This is a genomic window from Ruminiclostridium cellobioparum subsp. termitidis CT1112, assembly GCF_000350485.1.
Classification (GTDB): Bacteria; Bacillota; Clostridia; order Acetivibrionales; family DSM-1351; genus Ruminiclostridium; species Ruminiclostridium termitidis.
In genome coordinates, this window is the sequence record NZ_AORV01000002.1 from 64,898 (window position 1) to 87,187 (window position 22,290).

19 protein-coding genes are annotated in these 22,290 nt (G+C 39.8%); all 19 read right to left on the bottom strand.

The window, feature by feature from the left end; translation table 11 throughout:
- Positions 1-71: 71 nt before the first annotated feature.
- The 19 genes from CTER_RS00350 to CTER_RS00435 all read right to left on the bottom strand — a co-directional run bounded on the left by CTER_RS00350 (position 72) and on the right by CTER_RS00435 (position 22,226).
- On the bottom strand, positions 72-1,304 hold the full coding sequence (locus CTER_RS00350; protein WP_004622783.1) for an MFS transporter: 1,233 nt from the start codon (positions 1,302-1,304) through the stop codon (positions 72-74).
- Between the two features lie 188 nt (positions 1,305-1,492).
- Positions 1,493-1,660 carry a hypothetical protein gene (locus CTER_RS28145; RefSeq protein ID WP_004622739.1) on the bottom strand — a complete coding sequence of 56 codons (168 nt, stop codon included), beginning with the start codon at positions 1,658-1,660 and terminating at the stop codon, positions 1,493-1,495.
- A gap of 411 nt (positions 1,661-2,071) precedes the next feature.
- Positions 2,072-2,947 carry a hypothetical protein gene (locus CTER_RS00355; RefSeq protein ID WP_004622769.1) on the bottom strand — a complete coding sequence of 292 codons (876 nt, stop codon included), beginning with the start codon at positions 2,945-2,947 and terminating at the stop codon, positions 2,072-2,074.
- A gap of 43 nt (positions 2,948-2,990) precedes the next feature.
- Positions 2,991-4,436, bottom strand: a complete 1,446-nt coding sequence (locus tag CTER_RS00360; RefSeq protein ID WP_004622746.1) for a sensor histidine kinase — start codon at positions 4,434-4,436, stop codon at positions 2,991-2,993.
- Positions 4,433-5,089, bottom strand: coding sequence for a response regulator transcription factor (locus CTER_RS00365; RefSeq protein WP_004622800.1), 657 nt, complete (start codon positions 5,087-5,089; stop codon positions 4,433-4,435). The genes CTER_RS00360 and CTER_RS00365 overlap by 4 nt, the downstream gene beginning before the upstream one ends.
- Positions 5,090-5,200: 111 nt before the next feature.
- Positions 5,201-7,459 (bottom strand): RNA polymerase recycling motor HelD, encoded by a 2,259-nt coding sequence (gene helD, locus CTER_RS00370; protein ID WP_004622774.1) that lies wholly within the window; start codon positions 7,457-7,459, stop codon positions 5,201-5,203.
- A 401-nt stretch (positions 7,460-7,860) separates the two neighbouring features.
- Positions 7,861-8,667: a hypothetical protein gene (locus tag CTER_RS00375; protein ID WP_004622757.1), complete on the bottom strand. Its 807-nt coding sequence runs from the start codon at positions 8,665-8,667 to the stop codon at positions 7,861-7,863.
- Positions 8,668-8,774: 107 nt separating this feature from the next.
- The gene (locus CTER_RS00380) at positions 8,775-10,214 is read right to left on the bottom strand and encodes a sensor histidine kinase (protein WP_004622754.1); all 1,440 of its coding nucleotides are present in this window, start codon (positions 10,212-10,214) and stop codon (positions 8,775-8,777) included.
- Entirely contained in the window at positions 10,211-10,867 is a 657-nt protein-coding gene (locus CTER_RS00385; protein WP_004622812.1) for a response regulator transcription factor, read from the bottom strand. Before CTER_RS00385 ends, CTER_RS00380 begins: the two co-directional genes overlap by 4 nt.
- A 554-nt stretch (positions 10,868-11,421) precedes the next feature.
- On the bottom strand, positions 11,422-12,120 hold the full coding sequence (locus CTER_RS00390) for a hypothetical protein (protein ID WP_004622740.1): 699 nt from the start codon (positions 12,118-12,120) through the stop codon (positions 11,422-11,424).
- A 98-nt stretch (positions 12,121-12,218) separates the two neighbouring features.
- Entirely contained in the window at positions 12,219-13,616 is a 1,398-nt protein-coding gene (locus CTER_RS00395; protein ID WP_004622765.1) for a sensor histidine kinase, read from the bottom strand.
- Positions 13,613-14,314, bottom strand: coding sequence for a response regulator transcription factor (locus CTER_RS00400; RefSeq protein ID WP_004622790.1), 702 nt, complete (start codon positions 14,312-14,314; stop codon positions 13,613-13,615). Before CTER_RS00400 ends, CTER_RS00395 begins: the two co-directional genes overlap by 4 nt.
- A gap of 217 nt (positions 14,315-14,531) precedes the next feature.
- Entirely contained in the window at positions 14,532-16,907 is a 2,376-nt protein-coding gene (locus tag CTER_RS26695) for a transglutaminase domain-containing protein (protein WP_004622796.1), read from the bottom strand.
- Positions 16,908-17,030: 123 nt separating this feature from the next.
- Positions 17,031-17,840, bottom strand: a complete 810-nt coding sequence (locus CTER_RS00410) for an amidohydrolase family protein (RefSeq protein WP_004622745.1) — start codon at positions 17,838-17,840, stop codon at positions 17,031-17,033.
- A 28-nt stretch (positions 17,841-17,868) separates the two neighbouring features.
- The gene (locus CTER_RS00415; protein WP_004622822.1) at positions 17,869-18,471 is read right to left on the bottom strand and encodes a TetR/AcrR family transcriptional regulator; all 603 of its coding nucleotides are present in this window, start codon (positions 18,469-18,471) and stop codon (positions 17,869-17,871) included.
- Positions 18,472-18,680: 209 nt separating this feature from the next.
- A complete protein-coding gene (locus CTER_RS00420) occupies positions 18,681-20,030 on the bottom strand; it encodes a GH1 family beta-glucosidase (RefSeq protein WP_004622772.1) in 1,350 nt (449 codons plus the stop codon).
- A gap of 54 nt (positions 20,031-20,084) precedes the next feature.
- Positions 20,085-20,555: a heme-degrading domain-containing protein gene (locus CTER_RS00425; protein ID WP_004622756.1), complete on the bottom strand. Its 471-nt coding sequence runs from the start codon at positions 20,553-20,555 to the stop codon at positions 20,085-20,087.
- A 25-nt stretch (positions 20,556-20,580) separates the two neighbouring features.
- The gene (locus CTER_RS00430; RefSeq protein WP_004622787.1) at positions 20,581-21,207 is read right to left on the bottom strand and encodes a dihydroxyacetone kinase subunit L; all 627 of its coding nucleotides are present in this window, start codon (positions 21,205-21,207) and stop codon (positions 20,581-20,583) included.
- 2 nt (positions 21,208-21,209) lie between these two features.
- Complete coding sequence (locus CTER_RS00435; protein ID WP_004622751.1) at positions 21,210-22,226, bottom strand: dihydroxyacetone kinase subunit DhaK; 1,017 nt, start codon at positions 22,224-22,226, stop codon at positions 21,210-21,212.
- Positions 22,227-22,290: the final 64 nt, after the last annotated feature.

The following is a 22,290-nucleotide window of genomic DNA, read 5'->3' on the forward strand; positions in this document are numbered from 1 at the left end:
AATAACAAATTGCTGAAAACAATTACTAAAAAAGGAAGGCTGAATCCAGCCTTCCCAAAGTTACAACTTTATTATCCCTTGACTTCAGCCCCAGGTGCCGGTGCCTCGGCTTCCTTCAGCACCCTGTCGCCCAGCATGACAAAGCCTTCTATGAATATTAGAATACCCGTACCTATCAGCAGCCATTCAATTTTTACCAAATCGGCCAACGGTCCGAAAACCAGCATTCCAAGAGGCATCATAACACTGGCGATCATACTGAAAACCCCAAATGCCCTTCCCAGGAAGTCTCCTTCAACCTTCTGCTGCAGCAAAACCGTAAAAGGTGTGTTAAAGATGGGCATTGCGACACCTATGAGAGCCATAAAGCCCAGGTACAGCCAGAAGACCGGAATAATGCCCAGCGCAAAAGTACCTGCTCCCATAATGACTGTCGCCGCCACCATTGAGTGGATTTTCCTCTTAAAACCTCCCCAGGTGGCAATTATAACTCCGCCTATAATCATTCCCACAGAAAACACAATCTCTACTGCAGTAAGCCTCCACACCTGGTTTCCGAAACTCCGTGTAACCTGTAAAGGCGTTAGAAAAGCCGCCGGTGCCGCACACAAACAGAACAGTGCATCAAATAAAATGATTTTCTTTATAAAAGTATGATCTTTAATGTATTTATATCCCTGGTACATATCGCCGAAATAGCTGTCGGACTGCTTCTGAAGAGCCTTTTCGTGCCCCGGCACCTTCAGGAAGAAAAGTAACGCCAGCACTGCAACAGCTGCTGTAATTACATCTATAAAAAATATTGCCTCAATTGATGCCCTGGTTAGCAGCAGTCCGCTGAGCATTGGAGAAACAAGCATCACCATTGACTGGATACTGCCGTTTGTGGCATTAACCCGGGTAAGCTTATCCTCGGGCACCAGCTGCGGAATAAAGGCTCCGATGGTAGGCGCCTGTACGGCGGTTCCCAGAGCTCTTACCACCAATACCCCAAACAGCAGCCATATTGATTGGTATCCCATTAAAAATAAAACTGCTATTATAAGTGTGGATACCGCTATCACAGAGTCTGATAAAATAATAAGCTTTTTGCGGTTGTACCGGTCTGCCCATACGCCTGCAAAGGGCGACAGAAAAAAAGTCGGCAAAAATCCGCAGATAATTGCGACTGTCATCATCACACCCGATTGAGTTTTTAACGTAATATACCAACTTATTGCATATTGAACCAGAGAAGATCCAAATAATGATATTGTCTGGCTTGATAGGAAAAGTACAATTCTTTTTTTCCAGTTTTCGTTCATATTCGCTCCAATTCCGCATCAGGATAAATTAAATCGATAGCCTGTGCTATTTTACTGAATCGTAAAGTATAAGGCTCAATACGGGACAAGAAAGGCGTGTATTATGATACCATATGAATTATTATTTTTCAACGGTTACTTTTTCATTTTATGCACCCGGTCAAGTATATGGTTGTCCAGAGCTTTCATTACCTCCTGAAGCGGAAACAGTTTCTTAATTTTACCGGCAGTATTGACATACTTTTAAACTCACCCGTCCGCAGTCTGAAAATCTCGTTTGTTATTTGCAGATACCTGTAGTCCGGCTGTTTCATATTTGAAATTATTTGCTGAATTTTATCATATTTACTTTTCATTGTTTTCTCCTGGTCTGCAGCAAAAAAAGACGTAAAAAGCGCTTACTGTCCGGCGTTTTTACGTCCTGCACATACCTGTCCATACTATAGAAAACATGAAATTTTAAGGAAATTCAAATAGACATGGCCCAGAAAATAAACTCTTATTTGCATGACCATATTCAATGTTATGATTTCTATATCATGGAAGGATTAAGTTCCGATAGCTGCGTTATTATATAAACCTTGTTAACTATCACTTTAAATAACAGATTTACAGTAACATGTACAATTTCTATCATCGCTTAATCCTCCCATCAATTCACATTTGCTGAAAAGCAAGACCACTATAACAATAATTCCTGATTTTTTTCAATAATCTGCTACCAGATAGCTTAGGGAATCATCTTTACAAACTCTTTTACCATTTTGTTATCCCACCCCGTCAGTTGTTACGGGGCGATAATCCCAGCTTCCGTCATAACCGCCGGGGAAGTATTGGTAAGCCGCTGCCGCTTTATTTTCACCTTCCAACCGGACTGCATAAGCCGTGCCGTCTGAAATTTCGCATACCACAGCTACACCTATATCGGGGGTGGCGCCAACAATCTTACTGCTTGTTACAGATTCATTTTCCGGCAATAATTTTGATATTTCCTGAACGGCTTTGTTTTTCCACTCGGGAGCTTCAACATTTTTGCTCTTCACTTCTTTTTCATAATCAAGGTTGTAACAGCCTGCATCAAGCATGGTCCCTTTTACTGAATCAACTGAGACATAATACCGGTCTGAAGTTTTGGTCTCCTTTGGTGCATGGAAGATTACGCTCCAGTTATCGGTGTTTGGAACCGGATTTCTGGAAAATGTCGTTTCGGCAGTATAGCCGGCAAAATCCATACCATAGGCCTTTTTCAGAATACCAGCCGCATATGCTGCGGCCTGTTCGGCCGACATATCCTTTTCACCCGGTATCATATTGGACAGAATTGTATTGTACTTTTCCTCGATCTCCTGAGGAGTAATTCCTTTTATCCTGCTTAACTTATCCTTAATCATTTTTTTTTGGGCATCATCAAACCCTTTCTTTGAAAGGTCGACGACAGTATAGCCTGCATTTGCTGCTGCCCTTTCGTCCGGAGTTTGAATATTAACTTCAGTGACAGCTATTGCAGCGGCTGCCTTTGAAGAAACTCTTCCGGGTATATCCTCATTGAGTGCATATACCATTGCGGAACTGCTGCCTATAATCATTGCTGCCGCCGCAACAGGTATCCAGGTTTTTCTTGCCAGTGTTTTGATGTTCAACATTTTTTAATCTCCTCGCATGTTTTATTGTAGTACTACAATAAAATCATACATCCTCCGGTATCATGGAGTTTTCAGAAAGTTGTAAAGGAGTAGTAAAAATTACCTTTACTGTGGTTCCTTTCCCCTTCAGGGAACTTATTTTTAGATCAGCTCCGTGCAGTCGTGCGATTTCACTGCAAAGTGACAACCCCAGTCCCACACCTCCGGAACTTCGTACACGTGCTTTGTCCACGCGGTAGAAGGGCTCACAGACCAGCTGAGTCTGCTCCTCTTCCATGCCGCAGCCCCAGTCCCTGACCTCCAGTATTGGTACGGTGTCAAGATATGCCGACAGTTCAACTGCCGTGCCAGCCTCCGATGCCTTAACTGCATTGTCGACAAGATTTATCAGAAGTGACTGCAAGAGAACGGCATCTCCCGTTAACCTGTCCAGGCTGCAGCGAATTTCCAGGTTGATGCTTTTCTCGTTCAATTTCACATCTGCTGCCGCTTTGACCTGGTTAAGCAGTTCGGGCAATGAAATTTCCCCAATATCCAGACCGCTATTTCTGACAAGAGCTAAATCCAGCAGCTTGAATGCCAAGTTCTTCATTCTGTCTATTTCACTTACAATATAGCCGGCTGCTATCATACGGTTCTGTTCACTGGTGCTGGCATTTTGAAGATATTCGGCATAACCCCGGATAGCTGTAAGCGGCGTTCTCAATTCATGCGCCAGATTGTCAATAAGTCTCTGCTTATCCTGCGAATTTTTGTCAAGCTCATTGATTTTCTCCTGTATACTTGAAGCCATCCGGTTAAAGTTCTCTGCCAGGTCGTGAAATTCATCCTTTCCGGGTATATTTATTCTCCCGTCATAAACTCCGCCTGCTATTTTATTGGCAGCCTCCTGCATGGTTTTTATGGGGCGTGTAAGCTTTCTCAGAATTAAGAACAGTACTGCTGCCAGCACCGTTTCCACCAATACGCTGACAGTGATGAGGTAACGGGTCAGCCCGGCGTGAGTATGGTACAGTTCAGACAGATCCCGTACATAAGTGAGTGTATAATCCTCAAACTGCCCTCCTATTTTCCCCGATATATACAGGTAATTGATCGGTCCGCCGGGTATTACCTCCATGGTGTAGCCCTCCCGGTCTGCCTGGGTGCTTTTCATACCGGCTGCGGCACTTGCAGGGATATTGCTAAAAACCGTATCCCCGGAATGCTCCAGTTTAAAGTATACATTTTGCTTTTTATAGTAATCGGCATAGGGGCGCATTACGCTCCGGATCGACGAGGGCGCCGGTATGGCTCCATCACGGTAGAAGATGCCGTTCATAGTCTCATTGACACTATTTATGACAAAATGATACTCACCCGACGCCCGGTCCATATCCCTTTTCATGTTCAGTGAAAAACTGTACTTCGAGGTAAGATATAAACAGATATTGATTGATATTATGAATACTGCCAACATACCGATAAATGCCTTTTGCCAAAACTTCACCGGTCCACCTCCAGACGGTATCCCATTTTATAAACTGTCCTGATCCTGTTTTCCCAGTTCAGTTTTTTACGAAGTTTTTGAATGTGGACGTCCACTGTCCTTGTCTCCCCGAAATAATCATATTCCCAGGCCATTTTAAGCAGTTTTTCACGGGATAAGGCTATATTTTTATTTTTAATGAGAATTTCCAGCAATTCGTATTCCCGGAGAGTAAGTTCAATTTCACTGCCGTTCACCGTAACTACCCGGCTTTCCAGATTTACAACCGTATCATCCAGTGAAAACAGGCTCAAAGACCTGTGTGTCCGGCGGAGTACCGCTTCAATGCGAGCAAGCAGTTCCACCGTTTCAAAGGGCTTTACAATATAATCATCGGCACCCAGTTTAAGCCCTCTGACCCTGTCGGACAGATTTCCCATTGCCGTGAGGAAAATCACAGGTGTATTTTCCGGGACATGCTGTATAAGGGCAAATCCATCCATTTCAGGCAGCATTATGTCCATTATGATTAAAGAGAAGGAACTCCGTTTCAGGCTTTCAATTGCCTCATTGCCTCCATAGGCCTGCTCGCTGGTATGCCCCACCAGGGAAAGATTCATGGCAATCAGGTCACTTATGGATTTTTCATCCTCTACAATAAGAATGTGTGCCATCAAACCACCTCCGCCCCCTATTATAGCATATACAACCATTTGAAGATGTAATGGAGTTGTAAAATCCCATCAAAATTTCAAGCCTGCCCCGCAGCATTTGTACTCAAAGCTTTAAGTCAGCTCCTCCTGGTAATAGCCCTTATCCATTCTCCCTATTAAGTCCGACAGACTATCCGAGCAGTACAAATAAAGTTCGTGCAAAGCACGAGTACATACTGTATATAAAATCCTGCTGTCCTCTTCCCCCGAATAATCCCCCTCTTCGGCTGAATGCACCAGAACAGCGTCAAATTCGAGGCCCTTTGCAAGGTAGGATGGTATTATTACCACACCTCCCTGGTATTCTTCGTTTTTATTTGATACAAGCTTTATATCAACATATGAGCTGATTGCTTTATATGCTGCCTCACATTGAGTCGCGGTTTTGCAGATAACGGCTATCAGATTATTATTACTGTTTTTAAGCCGGAGGATATCCCCGGCAATCCTTTTATATAAATTGCTTTTATCAACTCTCACAATTTTAGGCATGCTGCCATGCCTGTTCAGCTGTTCCGAATGCTTCCCGGAGGAAAGGAGCTGCTTGCAGAAATCCGCTATTTCCTTGCTGGAACGGTAGCTTTTAGTCAACGAAATGCTCCTGAAATGTTTTCTTTCGAATATATCTGCAATCAATTCAAAACTGCCTATATTCATATATCCGTTAACAGACTGGTTTACATCTCCAAGGATAGTCATTTTACAATGTTCAAAAACCTTCCTGAAAATCTCATATTGAATAACCGTATAATCTTGAGCCTCATCAATGATGACATGCTTTATGGCTTTTGTATTAACCAGGGTATCAAGAGCAGTTTTAAGGTATATGACTGGTGCCGCATCCTCATAATTTATGACATCCTCACTTAGCCTGCCCACCGTATATTTCCCAAATGTGCGTAAATCATCCTGTTCCTCTTTGTCATCCGTTTGCGCAAACAACTCAATATTCTGGAAAAGCTCCATATATAACGTATACACATCATAGGATGTCATTTGAATGATATCAATTTTAAGAGACTCGTACTCTTCAATTATTTTTTTATTTAATGTTTTGTCCCCGGCATCTGTATTGGTTTCCTTTATCTCATTTTCCTGTGCCGCTCTGACCCGGGTATCCTCACACTGCTCCAGGAGGTATAAAAGTCTTTGGCGCAGTTTTTCAAGTCTTTTTGCATAGGAAAGGTAACTGTAATCCTCTTTAAAAAGACTGTAAATTTCATCTCCTGTTATTATAACCGTGTCATTGTATGTCAGATCTTTAAAAGTCATACCCGTTCCAGTTTCAAGGTATTGTACGTATTTTTTCAATATTGTCAGGAATTGCAGTGATGATTTGAATTCAATACAGCGCAGTCTTGTTTTATCCGCATAGCCTGACAGGATATATTCCATTTGATCATTCATGGTTTCGATTTTTAATTTTGCTTCAAAAATATTTCCGAAAAAACCAATAAACGTACTTCTTAGTATGTTATCCTCCCCTAATTCCGGCAGTACATTTGAAATGTAATCTTCAAACACATTGTTGGGAGAAAAAATCAGGATGTTATCAGACTTTATGCTTTCCCTGTATTTGTACAAAAGATATGCCGCCCTGTGAAGTGCTATGGAGGTCTTCCCGCTGCCGGCAGGACCATCTACAATAAGAATCCTGTCTTCACTGTTTCTGATGACTGTATTCTGTTCTCTCTGAATACTGGTCACAATGGTTTTCATTCTATTGTCGGTGCTTTTTCCCAGTATTTCCCGGAGAATTTCATCGTTTATGCTCAAGCTGCTGTCGAACATATAGACTATATCCGAATTTTCAATTTTGTATTGTCGTTTAAGCAGCATCTGTCCCGTAATGGTGCCTCCGGGGCAGTCATAACTGCACAGGCCGGTTTCATAATCATAAAACATGCCGGATATGGGCGCTCTCCAGTCATAAACAAGGATTTCCCTGTTATTTTCGGTAATCAGATTGTATATGCCAATGTAGATTTGCTCGGCAGTTTTTTCTCCATCCTCTAAAAAGTCTATTCTTCCGAAATAAGGACTTTGATACATTCTCTCAAGGCGGCTTACTTTATCAAATGAGAATTTATATTTTCTTGCCTGGCTCATTATACCTGTCTGATATTGCCATACCTGAGTTGCACCCTCCAGATCAAACAGATCGGCGGGTGTTAGTTTAACATCTTCCCACATCTCCTTTTGAAGGTCTATAGCTTCCTTTTTGTATTTACCTACGGCGTTGAGCCCATTGTCAAGCTGTGTTTTTATTTCATCGGTAACTCTGGCCAGACGGGCCTTTTCATAACTCCAGATATCCTTGTCGGTTAGCATCACATTCCTCCTAAAATAATTTAATTTACTAAAAAATCAAGTTCCATTATCTGCATGAGACAATCTCAAACGTGGAAATATTTTTTATCAATCCAATTATGAATAGGATATTATAATACATATAAAAAACCCAAAATATAAGGCTGATATTATAAATTTTTATATGATATAATTAAATTGAGGGGAAGAAGTAATTCCTCTTTCACCAAGTTCGGTATCCAAAACCCTTTTCCAGCTTGTTGTACAAATCAATCAGTTCAACCTGTTCCAGTGCCTAGATAATCTCACGGTCATCCACTAAAAAGAATAACTTGAAGCCTGCCGCATAGGACAAAATAGGGGATGTTCCCTGACATCCCCTATTTACGCATTTATATGAATTCTAATCCGCCAAATGTATCTTAATTGTTCATTGACTTCTCTTCCAGTTTAACTTCACTGGTATCAAATAGCTTTCCGTCGTTGTCGACATACTTGTATTCATAAGTTTCATACCACATCATTTTCATTGTTCCGTTTACCTCCTGATACAGCTCTTCCTTAGCAGGAAATCCTGTAGCAGTATCTACATAAAGAATAAGTCGGGTATTTACCTGTACATTCTCAGGGTTTGAATTCATATAGGTCTGGGACAGCTTTTTCAACTCTTTTCCATCAGAAGTTTTTTCAATTCCTTCGTCCTTCCATTCCTGTAATGAACCTATCTCTTTTACTTTGGAAAAAGCATTAAATGTAGCAAAGTTTTTTTCAGCAGCCACCTGGGACATTTTGGTTATACTGCCGCTTACGGCATTACCCTGAATATCTCTCTGGATGGTAACTGCATCAGTACCGTTATTTTTCAGGTAGGTACTGTGAAAATCCTTAATATTGTTATCTCCTGATATTATTTTACAATCCGCTCTGTTTTCAAGTGTTTTAGGGTCCAACCATCTTTCGTCGATGAAATTTTCTTCAAAATCAAACTTGTTGTCTGCCGTAATAAAGTGACTTGTTTTGGTATACTCAATGGTACCCTGTGAGTCAATGAGCGTTTGTGCAGTATTAATTGATTGTACATTGCTATGGGTACCGGTTTCAGACATCAGTACATCCTTCCGAACGGCATCCATGCTATTTGCTGCAAATACTCCTATACTTCCTGCAACTACCGCTGTTACTATTATTCCTGCAGCTATTCTGCCTTTACTGTTAAAATTAAATTTCATGTTAATATACCTCCGTTTTATTAATATAAATTTTGGAATTGCGCATTTCCTTTCTACAAGTCTTATTATAAAAAAGCCATGTTTTGAAAGTATCGATAACTTGTAAATTAGTTGCAAACTGCCGGAAAGATTATCCTTACCTTTGTACCCTGATTCAGTTTGCTTGCGATTTCAATCCTTCCCATATGGAGTTTTACAATTTGGGCACATATGGCAAGTCCAAGCCCGGCGCCATGCTGAGATCTTGACTTCACTTTATTCACCATAAAAAATGGTTCAAAAATTCTTGGGATATCCTTCTGAGATATTCCGATCCCCTCATCCTCTACTTCGAGAATATAAACATCTTCCCCTGTATGGTATCCCTTTAAATATATGCGGTTCCCTTCCTTTGAGGCTTTCATTGCATTGTCCAGGAGATTTGTGCACATCATTTTAAACAAATCTTTCTCCAGCAGCAGTATATGCGGTTCTATATCCATTGCCAGCTCAATATTCAATTGCATAAGTCTTGGCTTCAGTGCCTCTTCTATTTCAGAACACAACTGTTGAACATTGCCTTTTTTTAGAGCAGGTTTTTCATTTTCTATGAAAAGCAGGTCCATTAGCTTGAATGCCAAAGCTTCCAGCCGTTTACCTTCAGAATATATGTAATTTAAAGAATTGAAGAAAATCTCTTCATCATATCTGGATGTGCGCAGCAGGTCTGCATAACCAATTATGGAAGTAAGAGGCGTTTTCAGCTCATGAGTGAGGTATTCGATAAAGTTCTGTTTATTACTGGCTATCCTTCCCAGCTCTTCAACTTTATCTTCAACGGCATCTACCATTTGATTGAAATTCCTTGCAAGTATGCCTACCTCATCCTCCGACAGTACATCTGCCCTCTGTGTATAATCTCCTTCTGCAATTGTTTGTGCCGAGCGTGTCAGCCTTCTGATGGACCGTGTCAAATACCAGATCATAACGTATAAGCCTATTGCCAATATTAAAGTAATAACAATGTTCATTTTTACAAAGAGGCTGTACTGGGCAGATTTCTCGGTGTAAACATCAGAGATGTCCCTGATATAGCTCAGCTTGAAAGCATGCTCCTTCAGCTTGAGTCCATTTGTCACAAACAGGTAGCTTTTATTGTCTATATCACGGATTATATACTTTCGGTCTATTGAAAGAGGAATCCTGAGTTCCTCGCGTTTGCCGTAAAATTTCCGATTAAAGCTGTTAAACACTATATTGTTATTTTCATCCAAAATTTCAATAGATACCAGGTTTTTATCAAAATAACCCGCGTATTCCTGTGAAGCTGTTTGCAGAAACAGACGGGTATTGTCCCTGGTCAATCCTAATTTTTGATTTAAATTATCTATGTATGTCCAGTTGTTTTGAAGTCCGGAATATATGATAAACTGTTCTGTCAAGCCCCTTTCTACTTCCTTTTGCAAATTGCGGTTAAAGTTATGTTCGATCAGGTAAATTGATGCAGCTACAAAAACGGCTTCAAACAAAAGGAAGGCACATAAAAAAACCTTCTGCCAAAGTTTCATAAACTCCCCTCCAGCCTGTATCCGAATTTATATACTGTTTTTATCTGTTCCTCCCATTCCAGCTTTTTTCGGATCCTCTGAATATGGATATCCACTGTGCGGGTTTCCCCCATATACTCATACCCCCAAACCAATTCCAGTATTTTTTCCCTGGTCAGGGCTTTATTTCTGTTCCGAATCAGGAGCAGCAACAGTTCATACTCTTTCATTGCCAGGTCAATGATTTTTCCGGCCTTTTTTACAGTCCGCTCCTCCGGATTTATTTCCAGATCTTCAAAAGTTATTGTATTTTTATTGTCAAAGCGGCGGAGCACAACTTCAATACGGGCTAAAAGTTCCATAGCTTCAAAAGGCTTTACAATATAATCTTCCGCCCCCATTTTCAAACCCCTGACCTTGTCGTTAAGACTATTCCTGGCAGTGAGAAAAATAACCGGTACTCCTTTGCTCCGTATTTTCTCCAGTAAATCAAAGCCGTCCATGTCGGGCAGCATAACATCCAATATTATTAAATCCGGAGAAAATTTTTCCAGAACCGATATGGCATCAATCCCGCAAAAGGCCTGTCTGCTTCCATATCCGGCAAAGTTCAGGTTTAGGCGTATCAAATCTGAAATGGCCTGATCGTCTTCTATAATCAATATATTTTCCATATTAACCTCCATGAGCCGCTTAGCGGCCACAAAACTGTAATGAAATCTCTTCACTCCCTCATCCGCTATAAGGCGAATAAAGGAGGTTAATTGGCCATGTGCGCTTTCAAAGTATTGGCAAATACTTTGAATATTTCGCACGGCCATAAATTCTCAGATTAGTTTGGAAGACAAACGCAAGTGAAGTCTTTCAAGCTAACCTCCATGAGCCGCAATAGCGACCACAAAACTGTAATGAAATCTCTTTACTCCCTCATCCGCTATAAGGCGAATAAAGGAGGTTAATTGGCCATGTGCGCTTTCAAACTAACCTCCGTCAAAAGTACATATTATCAGCAATAACAATATTATAGAATAAATATGTTTTATTTCAGGCACAAAGTTGTAAACAAGTTGTAAATACGTATTTGCTGCAATTTGTTGGAATGGGACATATTAAAATGAGGAAAAATCAACATATAAAATTATAGTGCGCGAGTACAAATAAATGTATCGCGCACTATAACCACCGGTAAGGCATGTATTGCATTTGTCTTTCAAACATTTCAATAAAATTAATCCAAAAGCTTATACATCATGATACTTGTAACCTTTTTGTCCTTTACGTGAAATTTCATTCCGTCAACATAATTTGCGGGCAGATACTGAAAATCATCCTCTTCTCCGGCTGCTCCGCCGCCGATGAATTTTCCTTCAGGATAAGCCTCCTTGAGCTTTTCCACACTGTCACCAACCTTTATATTTCTTGCTGTAGGATATTTTGAGTCGGTAATCTTGATTTGAAATACAAAAAACTTTTTATCTTCGGTTGCATTGATGGTTTTTATATCAAGTCCCTGAAATTTGTACTGCTTTTCGGTGAAACCTATAAGCGGATCCATATTTAATCCGTCATCCTGTGAATAAGTGTGCGATTTGTTTCCTTCGGCCTTTCCCAGAACATTTTCAAGTTTTTCATCATCAACAATATCTGAAATTGCTATTGTATTTCCGTTATAAACAAAGGCCAGCTCTTTCAGAATAACATTTCCATCCTTTTGTATCGTACCCTGTTTTATTACTTTTCCGGAAGAATCTGAAGAAACGGAGCTATTACCGGAAGGAGTATTTTGGGCCGTATCTGTTGAAACAGTCGCAGACTTGCCGGTAGTTGCTGCAGAGGAACTGTTCTGATTTTCCCCGCAGCCTGCCAGAGTTGCCGTACCAACCACCAAAATCATAATAATTGTAACTATCTTTTTTAATGCTTTCATTGTTAAATACCTCCTAAAATTTATTTTATTAATTTATGAGGTCATTATAGATAAAAATTTTATTAGTGTAATAACAGACTTGTATCATTCTTGTAACATTACGCCAGTGGAAGCACAATTGAAACTGTGGTTCCAATTCCAATTTCACTTTCTATTTCCAGATGCCCGTTAAACTTTTCAACTATCTCTTTGCAAATTGAAAGCCCCAAGCCTGTGCCGCTTGCAAACTGAGAATTTTTAGCCCTGTAAAACCTTTCCTGCACCAGATCAATGTCACTCCGGTCAATCCCTATACCTTGATCGCTTATTTTTATAACTGCCTCATTTTGTCTTATATAAGTATTTACCCTGATTTGACTCATTTTACCCGAGTACCTTATTGCATTATCCAAAATATTTGCAATGGCATGGGACATCAATATCTTGTTTACATTTACAAAAACCGTCTTTTCCAGAGTTGTTTCAATTGTAATATCCTTTTTTTCAGCTCTTGATTTCAGATCCTGAGCCACACCGGCAGCCAATTCAGATAAATCTGTCTTTTCGGGATTCAACTCCTGAGTCGCTTTATCGAATCTGGATAACATCAACAATTCATTAATAAGCTTTGTAAGCCGTTCTGATTCATTTATCAGATGAAAGTATACCTTTTTCAGCTCATCATCCTCATTTTCCCCCTCGTACAAATACTGGGAAAAACCTCTGATTGCGGCGAGAGGTGTTTTAATCTCGTGAGATACATTGGAAACAAACTGTTTTTGATATTGTATATAGTTGTTTAATTGAATTCCCATCTGATTCAAGCCCGCTGCAAGCATTCCCAGCTCATCCTTCCTCTTTAGTTCCACATGCTCGAATTGCTGTTTGGAAAACCTTTCGGTTGCGCCAAGAAGATATTTTACAGGTTTTGTAGTTTTACGGGAAATGTGCAGGCTTGAGAGGGTTATGAGAAAAATGAATCCTCCTGCACCAATAAACAGTACATATCTGATTTTATCCATAATGTCGTAAAAATAAGAGATGTTTTCTACAAGCTCGAAAACATAGGCATTTTGATAATATTTATCTTGAATGGGTATTGCAAAATAAATCAACTTATTATCTGCAACAGTGTATGAATAATTTCCTTCCAGGGCATTTCTGATATTTTCCTTAAAAATTACAGGATTACCGCCATCAACCATTATTCCGTCCACAGCCAAACCTAAAAGCTTCATTTTACTGTCATAAATCCGCACTTCTTTTCCTGATGCCTTTAAAGCTTCCAGGGCACTTTTCGCCACTTTTGAAGTTCCTTCCTGGGATGCTGATATTTCATTCCTTGCAAGGATTCCTCTAAAGGATAACTCACACATATCGGCCCTTTCCATCATTTGCTTCTGAATTGTCACAAAGCTAAAGTAATCTATAGCCTTATTGACCGAAATAATAATGATAGTAAAAGATAATACCGAGAAAAAAACAAAATTTAAAAGAAGCCTGGTTGCAAACTTCAAGCAGAGTCACCTCCAAGCTGATAGCCAAAGCCGTAGACGGTCTTTATATATTTGGGCATCTCAGCGTCGTCCTCCAACTTCTTTCTCAGGCGCATAATTGTCATATCGACGCTTCGGCTGTCACCTAAATAATCATAACCCCAAACTATTTCCAGGAGCTCATCTCTTGTGAATATTTTTTTAGGCTTTCTCAGTAAGGTTTCAAGTATTTTATATTCCTTTGCCGTCAGGAAAATCCGGGACCCGTTCTTCAGCACTACCTTGGTTTCAGGATTAATTGCCAGTTCTCCGCACATAATTTGTTTCGTTTCGTCATTTTCGGCTTGTCTGCCGTTGGGTTCATATCTTCTCAGCACCACTTTGATCCTGGCGGTCAATTCCCTGTTGTCAAAAGGCTTTGTAATGTAATCCTCGGCACCAAGTTCGAGACCCAATACCTTGTCTATGGGTTCATTCTTTGCAGATAACATGATGACAGGGGTTCCGGATTTCCTCACAATCTCCTTGCAAAGATCATAGCCCGAATAATCGGGCAGCATTAAATCCAGCAAAACCAGATCAGGCCGGAAGGAGTCCAGCTCCCTAAGTCCTGCTCTGCCGTTTTCCGCTGTTTTTACATGATAATTTTCTCTTTTAAGCACCAGCTCAATTAAATCCCTGATAGCAAATTCATCATCAATTACAAGAATTTTTTTCACTTTAACCCTCTCTCTTTAATTAGTAGTCTTAATTATTTTAAAAATATTATCCGTATAAGTTCTCTATGTCTGTTTTCTTTCCCATAAACTCAGACCTTAAACAAAAACAGGGCTTGGAATCTGTTTTATGCACTTAACAAATTCCAAGCCCTGTTTAATTAAAATATTATTTGAACATAGTATTCTGATACCTGAACAAAGCTAAAAAGTAGAATTATTACTTTTTGGATTTTGCCGTAACCGTATATAAATTATTTTTTGAATCATAGGTCAATGAAACATTTACATATGCATCTTTCAAGTATCCGATAGTTGGCTTTATATTTTTATCAGCCACTTTGAATGTCATTTTGAAACCATCAACCCAGTAAAAATTCTTGAGCAAATAAGCCCTGACCTCCTCAAGACTTTTAAGATTCATGGGATCAAGATCAGCGTCCGAATAATAACTGATATCAGGAACACCCATCCAGGGCATGTGATCATTCATAAAGGTGAATTTGTCTTTAAGGAAATATGTATAGCGTACTTTTCCATCATCCTTGTCATCCCAGGTCGTATCGACAAACTTCCAGTCGCCGTTTACAAATACCGCATTCCAAGCATGGTTAAGGATATTTGGATCTCCGATTTCAAAAACGCATGGAATTGATATTCTCTGGCATAAGTCCTTAAACAGCAAAGAATAGTCACCGCAGACACCTCTTCCCTCGTCAATGGCAACGATAACGCCTCCGGCACTCTGTTCATCCCGATATCTTATGTCATAGGTAACATGGTTGACAACATAGTCATGAATGGCTTTTACTTTTTGTTCCTCAGTCATTCCGGGCTTGATAATCTTTGCCAGGATTGCATCAAGCTTTGTATTCAGCTTTTTCATGACAGAATCCACCTGCATATTCATATTCGCTTTTTCATTGTCCTTTAATACTTTAGGTTCAAGTGTGTAGCCTAATTTCGGCCCATAACCCCCTTCAACAAAATCAATATATGTTGTTCCTTTTTTTATGGTAATTTTAATTCCGTTTTCAGGTGTAAAAAATTCGATTAAGGCACCGCCTGTATCAACCCTGGTATATTTTCCGTTTAATTTAATTTTTTCGAGCACTGTGTCCTCAAATTGGTTTTCAAAATATTCCTGTATTTCCTGCTTATTTTCAAACAACAGGTTAATTGTATTTTTTCCGACGATTATTTTTGATGGTTCACTCAGGCTGAGGGGAATATTATAGCTTCTTAGCTTAGAAAAACCATACGAAGAATAAGACAAAACAGCTTCTTCTTTTGTGTAGCTGCTCTTTGGTTCAAATTTGGCTATTCTTGGTTTTATCAATCCATCTTTAATGCAGCTGGCTACGCTGATTTGATCCTCCAAAGGTATCTGGTTGCAATCGGTAACCTTCAAAGAGTCACTCCAGTTTTCATAAATTGCATATTTAACCAGAATTCTCGCAGCGTCGAGCCTGGTCAAGGGTTTTTCCAGGTTGTTAGTATCATCTATCATGCCATAGATATATGCCAGTTTAATATAATCAGGGCTGTCGGCAGGCACGCCGTCATCATCAATTACTATTTTTTCATCCAGTTCTCTTTTTCCATAATATAAATTAGCCAATTCATCAAGAGTTATAGCCTTATTAAAGCCGTATTTAAATGTGTCTGATATTTCACCATTGACCAAACGCCTGGTTATACTATCCCAGTTATTAACCGAAGGTTTATCCTCAGGATATTCGTAGTACTCTATAAGTTTCTCGTTATTTCTATCACTCTCACGGTTACTTATCAAGGCTCCATAACTTTCAATAATTTCATCGATAGATTTTGAACCGTCATAATGGTCGGCATCAGAATCTTCATCGTCGGGAGTATATATATCGGCATGAATTTCCGACAGTATTCTTCCAACCATAATTTTGGATAAATTACTTTCATTAAAAAGTTCCTCGACTGCCCCCGGCAATTGCTCAAGTATAACGGGGCTGACCTTGTTTCCCTTCTGAATGGATTGATTCAGGTACCGGACGATCTTATCCCCGGCCTGCAAATCAGCAGGATTTACTTCATCCTTTTCCTTACTCATTCTTCCGAAGTTGCCTGGCATTTGTTTAAATCTCAGCCATTCATTAAATTCAGAAAATCTCGTATTCAATTCTACAATCTTACCATCATAGTCCCATCCATAATCACTATTTCTGGCAAAAAATATTTGCTGATCAAGATGGTCTGCGATAATTTTATACTCTTGTGAGGAGAGACCTCCCAGCTCCTCTTCCTTTACTTCAACCGCTACTCTTATATGGTTCAACGCTGCTTGAGCCGCCGCTTTAATTTGACTATCCGATATTTTCTTTGAAGTCCTTTTTATTGTTGGTTTGCTTCCGTCCGGTATAATCTCCCCCAAATCCCTTAGCGGTATTACCTCATCTTTTTTATATTTGAGAAACTCCTTTTCTAACTTTGCAAAAATACCGTCAAGTGCTTTGTCGTTTGAAAAATACGATTCTGAAGATGCTGCAAAAGATGTAGAATAACCGGTCGTCAACAATGTCACGATCAAAACAATTATAAAAGTTGTTAATTTCTTCATACCGCTTTTTGTCTCCTTACGATAATATTTTTTATTAATCCATATTTTTCTATTATATCGTAAAAAAAAAGAAAATTTTTCGACTTTAGAAAAATTTTCTGACTGTATCTGCCGGTAATATGCTTATAAAGACAGAATATTACTAATATTTAATCTAAAAATATGTTCTTTCACATTATCGGATAAATTTAATTGATCTATCTTGTTTATCTGGTCGTCAATACTTGCATAAGGCGTATCAGTGCCAAAAATCACATGCTCATAGCCAAATGAATTGATGGCCTTTAAAATGTCTTTTCCCTGAACCCGGTCAGAACCGGAAGTGTCAAAAAACAAATTTTCCAAATGGCTTCTGTCTGTTTTGAATATATCCAATCCGGCCATATGTCCAATTATAAATACAGTATCTGGATTGCTCCTAATGTATTGAAGTAATCTCCATGTTTCCTTCTTCGAATATATATGAATAAAAACCGGCAGTTTATACGACCTGGCTATATGGGCCAATGTGTTGAATTCAATTTTGCCTATTTCAAAAGAATCCCATGCCTGATGAAGTTTAATACCTTTGGGCTGATACTCACGAATGTTTCTTTCAATATTGGCCATATGCCCTTTATCGAGCGGATTCACCCATAGGAACTGAATTATTTTATCAGGTACTTTATTTTTTAATTCAAAAACATATTTATTCCCGTCACCATTAGCTTTCATAAAATGCGTATAAGCAAATCTAAGCATTCTGTTAAGTAAATAATTACTATCCGGAGATTTTTTCAGCGGAAGATTATTTGGCGGAGCCTGTAAATCCGTAATATTTTTCGGGCTTGTACAAAGTATGATCTTTTCTATTTCATACTTCCGAACCATATTCCTTATAGATTCCGCATTTGAATAGTTCCCTGCTGCGTGGGCATGTGCATCAATAATCATTTGAATTCCTCCAATATGGATTTTACGGCTATTCTTTAAGTATCAGTTTCTCCAGCAATTCCAAATCAGGAACTTCAAATTTATCACGTTGAATTAATTTATGCGCACATAATCCATGTATAGCAGACCAGTATAACATTGCCATAGACTTTGCGTCACCTGATTTAAACTGTCCCAGCCTTTGACCTTCAGAAATTATCTCTTCTGTCAGCTTAAGGGGAGTATAAGCAATTTCAATGATTTCCGGTGTTTTTTCCGAAATTTTTTCAGTTATCAAAAATCGATTAATAAATACAAAGTACTGTGCTGTCTCATGATCACTATATATGTTATCCATCATTTTCCGGGAAATCAGTTTGATTTTTTCCTTTGGCGGCCTGTCAAGATTAAAAATAGCGCGCATATACTCGGTGGAGGAGTTTATGGCGTTACTGACCAATTCATAATACAGTTCCTCTTTGGATTTATAGTAGTGGTACATTAATCCTTTGCTTATTCCTGCCAGCGAAGCGATTTCGCTGACACTGGCAGCTAACAAACCCTTTTCGATAAAGAGCTTCAGACCTGCCTTCACGATTTTTGATTTGGATTCATTCTTTATTAACTCAAATTGTTCTTTAGTTTTTGGCATATTTTATTATTTACCTACCTTTTTTGATTGACCGTCCAGTCAATATTGTAATCAAATATATTCCCCCTGTCAATACACTGCAACAATATTGCAATCTGCCAGTTTTCTTACAAAAAAGAGAAATGCATATGTTGTATACATTTCTCTTAATTCACTTCTATTATTTAATGATAGTAAAAACTAATACCCATTCATGGAATTCAGTGCATCTATTCAATCTCAAGACCATTATTTTCAATAACCTTTTTATACCAGTGGCCGCTTCTCTTTATGGTTCTTTTCCCGGTCTCATAGTCAACATAAACAATTCCAAATCTCTTAGTGTAGCCATAAGCCCATTCAAAGTTATCCATCAGGGACCAGAGAAAATATCCCTGAAGATTTACACCCTTTTTAATAGCACGATGAGCGTTAGTTAAGTATCTTGTAAGAAACTCTACCCTGTTGGCATCATCGACCTCTCCATTTGTGCTAACCATATCCCTGTATGCAGCGCCGTTTTCAGTAATGTAAATCTTAACTCCGTTATAGTCCTTATGAAGTCTGAGCAATAAATCGAACAAGCCCTCAGGATTTACACCCCAACCCATTTCGGTAAAATCTTTTCCAAAAAACTCCTCCTTGACTTCACAGGGCCAACCCCTGCTGTCATGGCTGACAACCTGGCTGAAATAGTTATTCAGACCTAAGAAATCCACAGGCGTACTGATAATTTCCAAATCTTCAGATTTAATTTCAGGCAGCAAACCCTTTTTTACATAGCAATCAACTGCTTCCTGAGGATAGGCTCCTTTGAAAACCGGATCTGCAAACCACCTGTTCCATAGTGCATGTGACAGCTCTGCAGCTTCACTATCCTGGTGTGAATCTGTTTTGGGATATGTATAATTCATATTCAAGGTAATACCTATTTCGCCCTTAAAAGAAAACTCCCTGTACGCCTTTACAGCCTTTCCATGAGCCAGAAGCAGATGATGAGACACCAGCAATGCCGTTTTAAAATCTTTTATTCCCGGAGCGTGCCTTCCTATCCAATGTCCTGTGAATGCAGAACAATACGGTTCATTAAAGGTAATCCAAATTGGAACAATATCTCCCAACTGTGAGAATACGTATCCGGCATACTGCTCAAAGTAATCAACCACCTTACGGTTTGCCCACCCGCCCATATCCTGCAGCTTTTGGGGTAAATCCCAATGGTATAGGGTTACTGCCGGTTTAATACCGTTCTTGACTAATAATTCAATTAAAGTCCTATAAAAACTCATGCCCTTTTCATTTGGTGCTCCATAGCCATTCGGAAAAATTCTCGGCCAGGATATGGAAAGACGGTAGGATTTCAGCTTCAACTCCTTCATTATCTCAATATCCTGCTCATACAGGTGATAATGGTTACAGGCCACAGCTCCGCTGCTTCCATCCGCAATATTTCCCGGTATGCTGCAGTACCGGTCCCATATGGACTCTCCACGGCCATCTTCATTAAAGGCACCTTCAATCTGATACGCAGCAGTAGCCGATCCCCACAAAAAATTATCCGGAAAATTAATTTTGGTCATAAAATTATCCTTTTTATTATATTATTTTTTATTTATCATATTAGATTAATATGCTTATAGCCCAAGCTGCTCTTTGATAACAGCTATGACCAGCTCATGATCCTCGTTTTTCGGCAGCCCCGAAACTGTAATTGTTCCTATAACTCCGGTATTCTTGATAATTATCGGGAAAGCCCCTCCAATAGCAGCATACTCAGAGGAACTTATATGATGCCTTTCTTCAATAGTAGTGTTGTCTCTGCGAAGTATTGTACCCAAATGCAGGGAGCTTTTGCCGAACCTGTTGACAACCCTGTTCTTTCGTATTATCCACTGATCATTTTCCGGAGTGGTCCCGGTAAAGGAATAATGAAAAAGCTGATGTCCAAAACGGGATATATCAATTGCAATTCTTTTATTTTCTACTTTTGCCCTTTCAATCAGCTTCAGGCCTATTTCCAAAGCAGTTTCATTTGTAAATTCCGCGAATTGAAGTTCCTTTTCCTCATTTACCAATTGCTTAATAAGCTCATCATAATTACTCATTCATTAAATCTCCCAATATATAGTATCAGTCCAGCTGAGACAAATTTTCAATAAGTACGGCGCACAAAACAGCACCTCCGTCGGGATAATCCCTTGAACGTTCGCCTATCCACTTAGCCCTTCCCACCTTGGCAATCATGCCTTTGGTTCTGTTGGCACCCTTTGCAGCCGCGGATGCGGCTTCCTTAAGAGCAAGCTTCAGGTTCATATCTCTGGCATATGATGCCTGAAGCACATCAGCCAAAGGAATAAGTGCATCCAGTATGGTTTTATCCCCCCGGTTGGCCTTGCCCCTCTTCATTATGGCATCCACTATAACCGCAGGTACTTTTACTATCTGTTCACAAGTAATTTCCTCACTCCCCTTGAATTCCTTACCCAGTTCCATAATGGAACAGCTTAATAAAGTCCCCATGGTGGAAGGTGCCGCTCTATTTACCGACATAGCGCTTTTAATCAGAAATTCACCTATATCTTTGCCTTCATACTTGCATATTTCGATCATCAGTGCATGTGCGCTCTTTTCCATTGTAATTCCCAGATCACCGTCACCGGAGCGGCTGTCAAGCTCTGTTAATAACTCTTTTAATGAAAGAGCCACCTCTGCGGATACATTAATTATATTTTTGACATCCTGCAAAGTATAGATCATCTTTATGCACCCCTTACTCCTCCAACATTTACAAATGGAGTATATGCAGGCGCATCCAGCAATTCTAAAAGCTCATCGTCAAGCTTCAGAATTGAAATTGAGGCACCAACCATTTCAAGCGAGGTAGCATATTCTCCTACAAATACCCGTACAGGCTTAATACCCCTATCTACCAACGCTTCATTAATATCCTTATACAAAATGAACAGTTCCTCCTGTGAGGTAGCTCCAAGTCCGTTTACAAGTATCGCTACCCTCTGACCCTCTTTTATCGACAGGTCTTCCAGTATACCTGGCAACAGAATTTCCGTTATGTCACGGCTTGAGGCAACACGTCCGCGCTTGACTCCCGGTTCTCCATGTATACCCATTCCGATTTCCATATCTTCTTCGCCTATTTCAAATATTTTCTTTTCAGAACCGGGCAGCCAGCAAGAGGATAACGCAACACCAAAAGTAGCTGTATTCTCAATTGCTTTTTCAGCAATTGCCTTGACTTCCTCCAGTGCAGCTAATCTTTCGGCACACGCACCTGCAATCTTGTAGGCGAAGAAGATTCCGGCAATACCTCTCCGTTCCTTCCAGCTATCCCTCGGTGCCGATGCAATGTCATCTGACACTTTGACTGTTTCAGTTTTTATTCCTTCCATTTCGGCTATCTCAGCAGCCATTTCAAAATTCATACAGTCACCCATATAATTTCCGAAGAGATACAGTACACCCTTGTTTGCATTCACCTGCCTTGTAACATTGAGAATTGTCTCACAGCCCGGTGAAGTGAAAACATTTCCCACAGCCACTCCATCGCATAGACCCTTCCCGACGTATCCAAGGAATACAGGGATATGCCCGTAACCTCCGCCGGTCACAATTGCCACCTTTTGCTGTATTGGTGCTCCTGCTCTGTGTACTGCCTTTATATCCTCAGGATGGGCAGCAAGCAGTTCAGGATATGCCAATAAAATCCCCTTCAAGCTATCCTCCACAAAACTATCCGCATTATTTAATATTTTCTTCATATTAACCTCCATGAGCCGCTTAGCGGCCACAAAACTGTAATGAAATTTGTTCTCTCCTCATCCA

What these genes read in the sequence shown, in the direction of transcription:
- CTER_RS00350 (WP_004622783.1), bottom strand. Translation starts at nt 1,304, where the DNA reads ATGAACGAAAACTGGAAAAAAAGAATTGTACTTTTCCTATCAAGCCAG.
- CTER_RS28145 (WP_004622739.1), bottom strand. Translation starts at nt 1,660, where the DNA reads ATGAAAAGTAAATATGATAAAATTCAGCAAATAATTTCAAATATGAAA.
- CTER_RS00355 (WP_004622769.1), bottom strand. Translation starts at nt 2,947, where the DNA reads ATGTTGAACATCAAAACACTGGCAAGAAAAACCTGGATACCTGTTGCG.
- CTER_RS00365 (WP_004622800.1), bottom strand. Translation starts at nt 5,089, where the DNA reads ATGGCACACATTCTTATTGTAGAGGATGAAAAATCCATAAGTGACCTG.
- helD (WP_004622774.1), bottom strand. Translation starts at nt 7,459, where the DNA reads ATGCTAACCGACAAGGATATCTGGAGTTATGAAAAGGCCCGTCTGGCC.
- CTER_RS00375 (WP_004622757.1), bottom strand. Translation starts at nt 8,667, where the DNA reads ATGAAATTTAATTTTAACAGTAAAGGCAGAATAGCTGCAGGAATAATA.
- CTER_RS00380 (WP_004622754.1), bottom strand. Translation starts at nt 10,214, where the DNA reads ATGAAACTTTGGCAGAAGGTTTTTTTATGTGCCTTCCTTTTGTTTGAA.
- CTER_RS00385 (WP_004622812.1), bottom strand. Translation starts at nt 10,867, where the DNA reads ATGGAAAATATATTGATTATAGAAGACGATCAGGCCATTTCAGATTTG.
- CTER_RS00390 (WP_004622740.1), bottom strand. Translation starts at nt 12,120, where the DNA reads ATGAAAGCATTAAAAAAGATAGTTACAATTATTATGATTTTGGTGGTT.
- CTER_RS26695 (WP_004622796.1), bottom strand. Translation starts at nt 16,907, where the DNA reads ATGAAGAAATTAACAACTTTTATAATTGTTTTGATCGTGACATTGTTG.
- CTER_RS00410 (WP_004622745.1), bottom strand. Translation starts at nt 17,840, where the DNA reads ATGATTATTGATGCACATGCCCACGCAGCAGGGAACTATTCAAATGCG.
- CTER_RS00415 (WP_004622822.1), bottom strand. Translation starts at nt 18,471, where the DNA reads ATGCCAAAAACTAAAGAACAATTTGAGTTAATAAAGAATGAATCCAAA.
- CTER_RS00420 (WP_004622772.1), bottom strand. Translation starts at nt 20,030, where the DNA reads ATGACCAAAATTAATTTTCCGGATAATTTTTTGTGGGGATCGGCTACT.
- CTER_RS00425 (WP_004622756.1), bottom strand. Translation starts at nt 20,555, where the DNA reads ATGAGTAATTATGATGAGCTTATTAAGCAATTGGTAAATGAGGAAAAG.
- CTER_RS00430 (WP_004622787.1), bottom strand. Translation starts at nt 21,207, where the DNA reads ATGATCTATACTTTGCAGGATGTCAAAAATATAATTAATGTATCCGCA.
- CTER_RS00435 (WP_004622751.1), bottom strand. Translation starts at nt 22,226, where the DNA reads ATGAAGAAAATATTAAATAATGCGGATAGTTTTGTGGAGGATAGCTTG.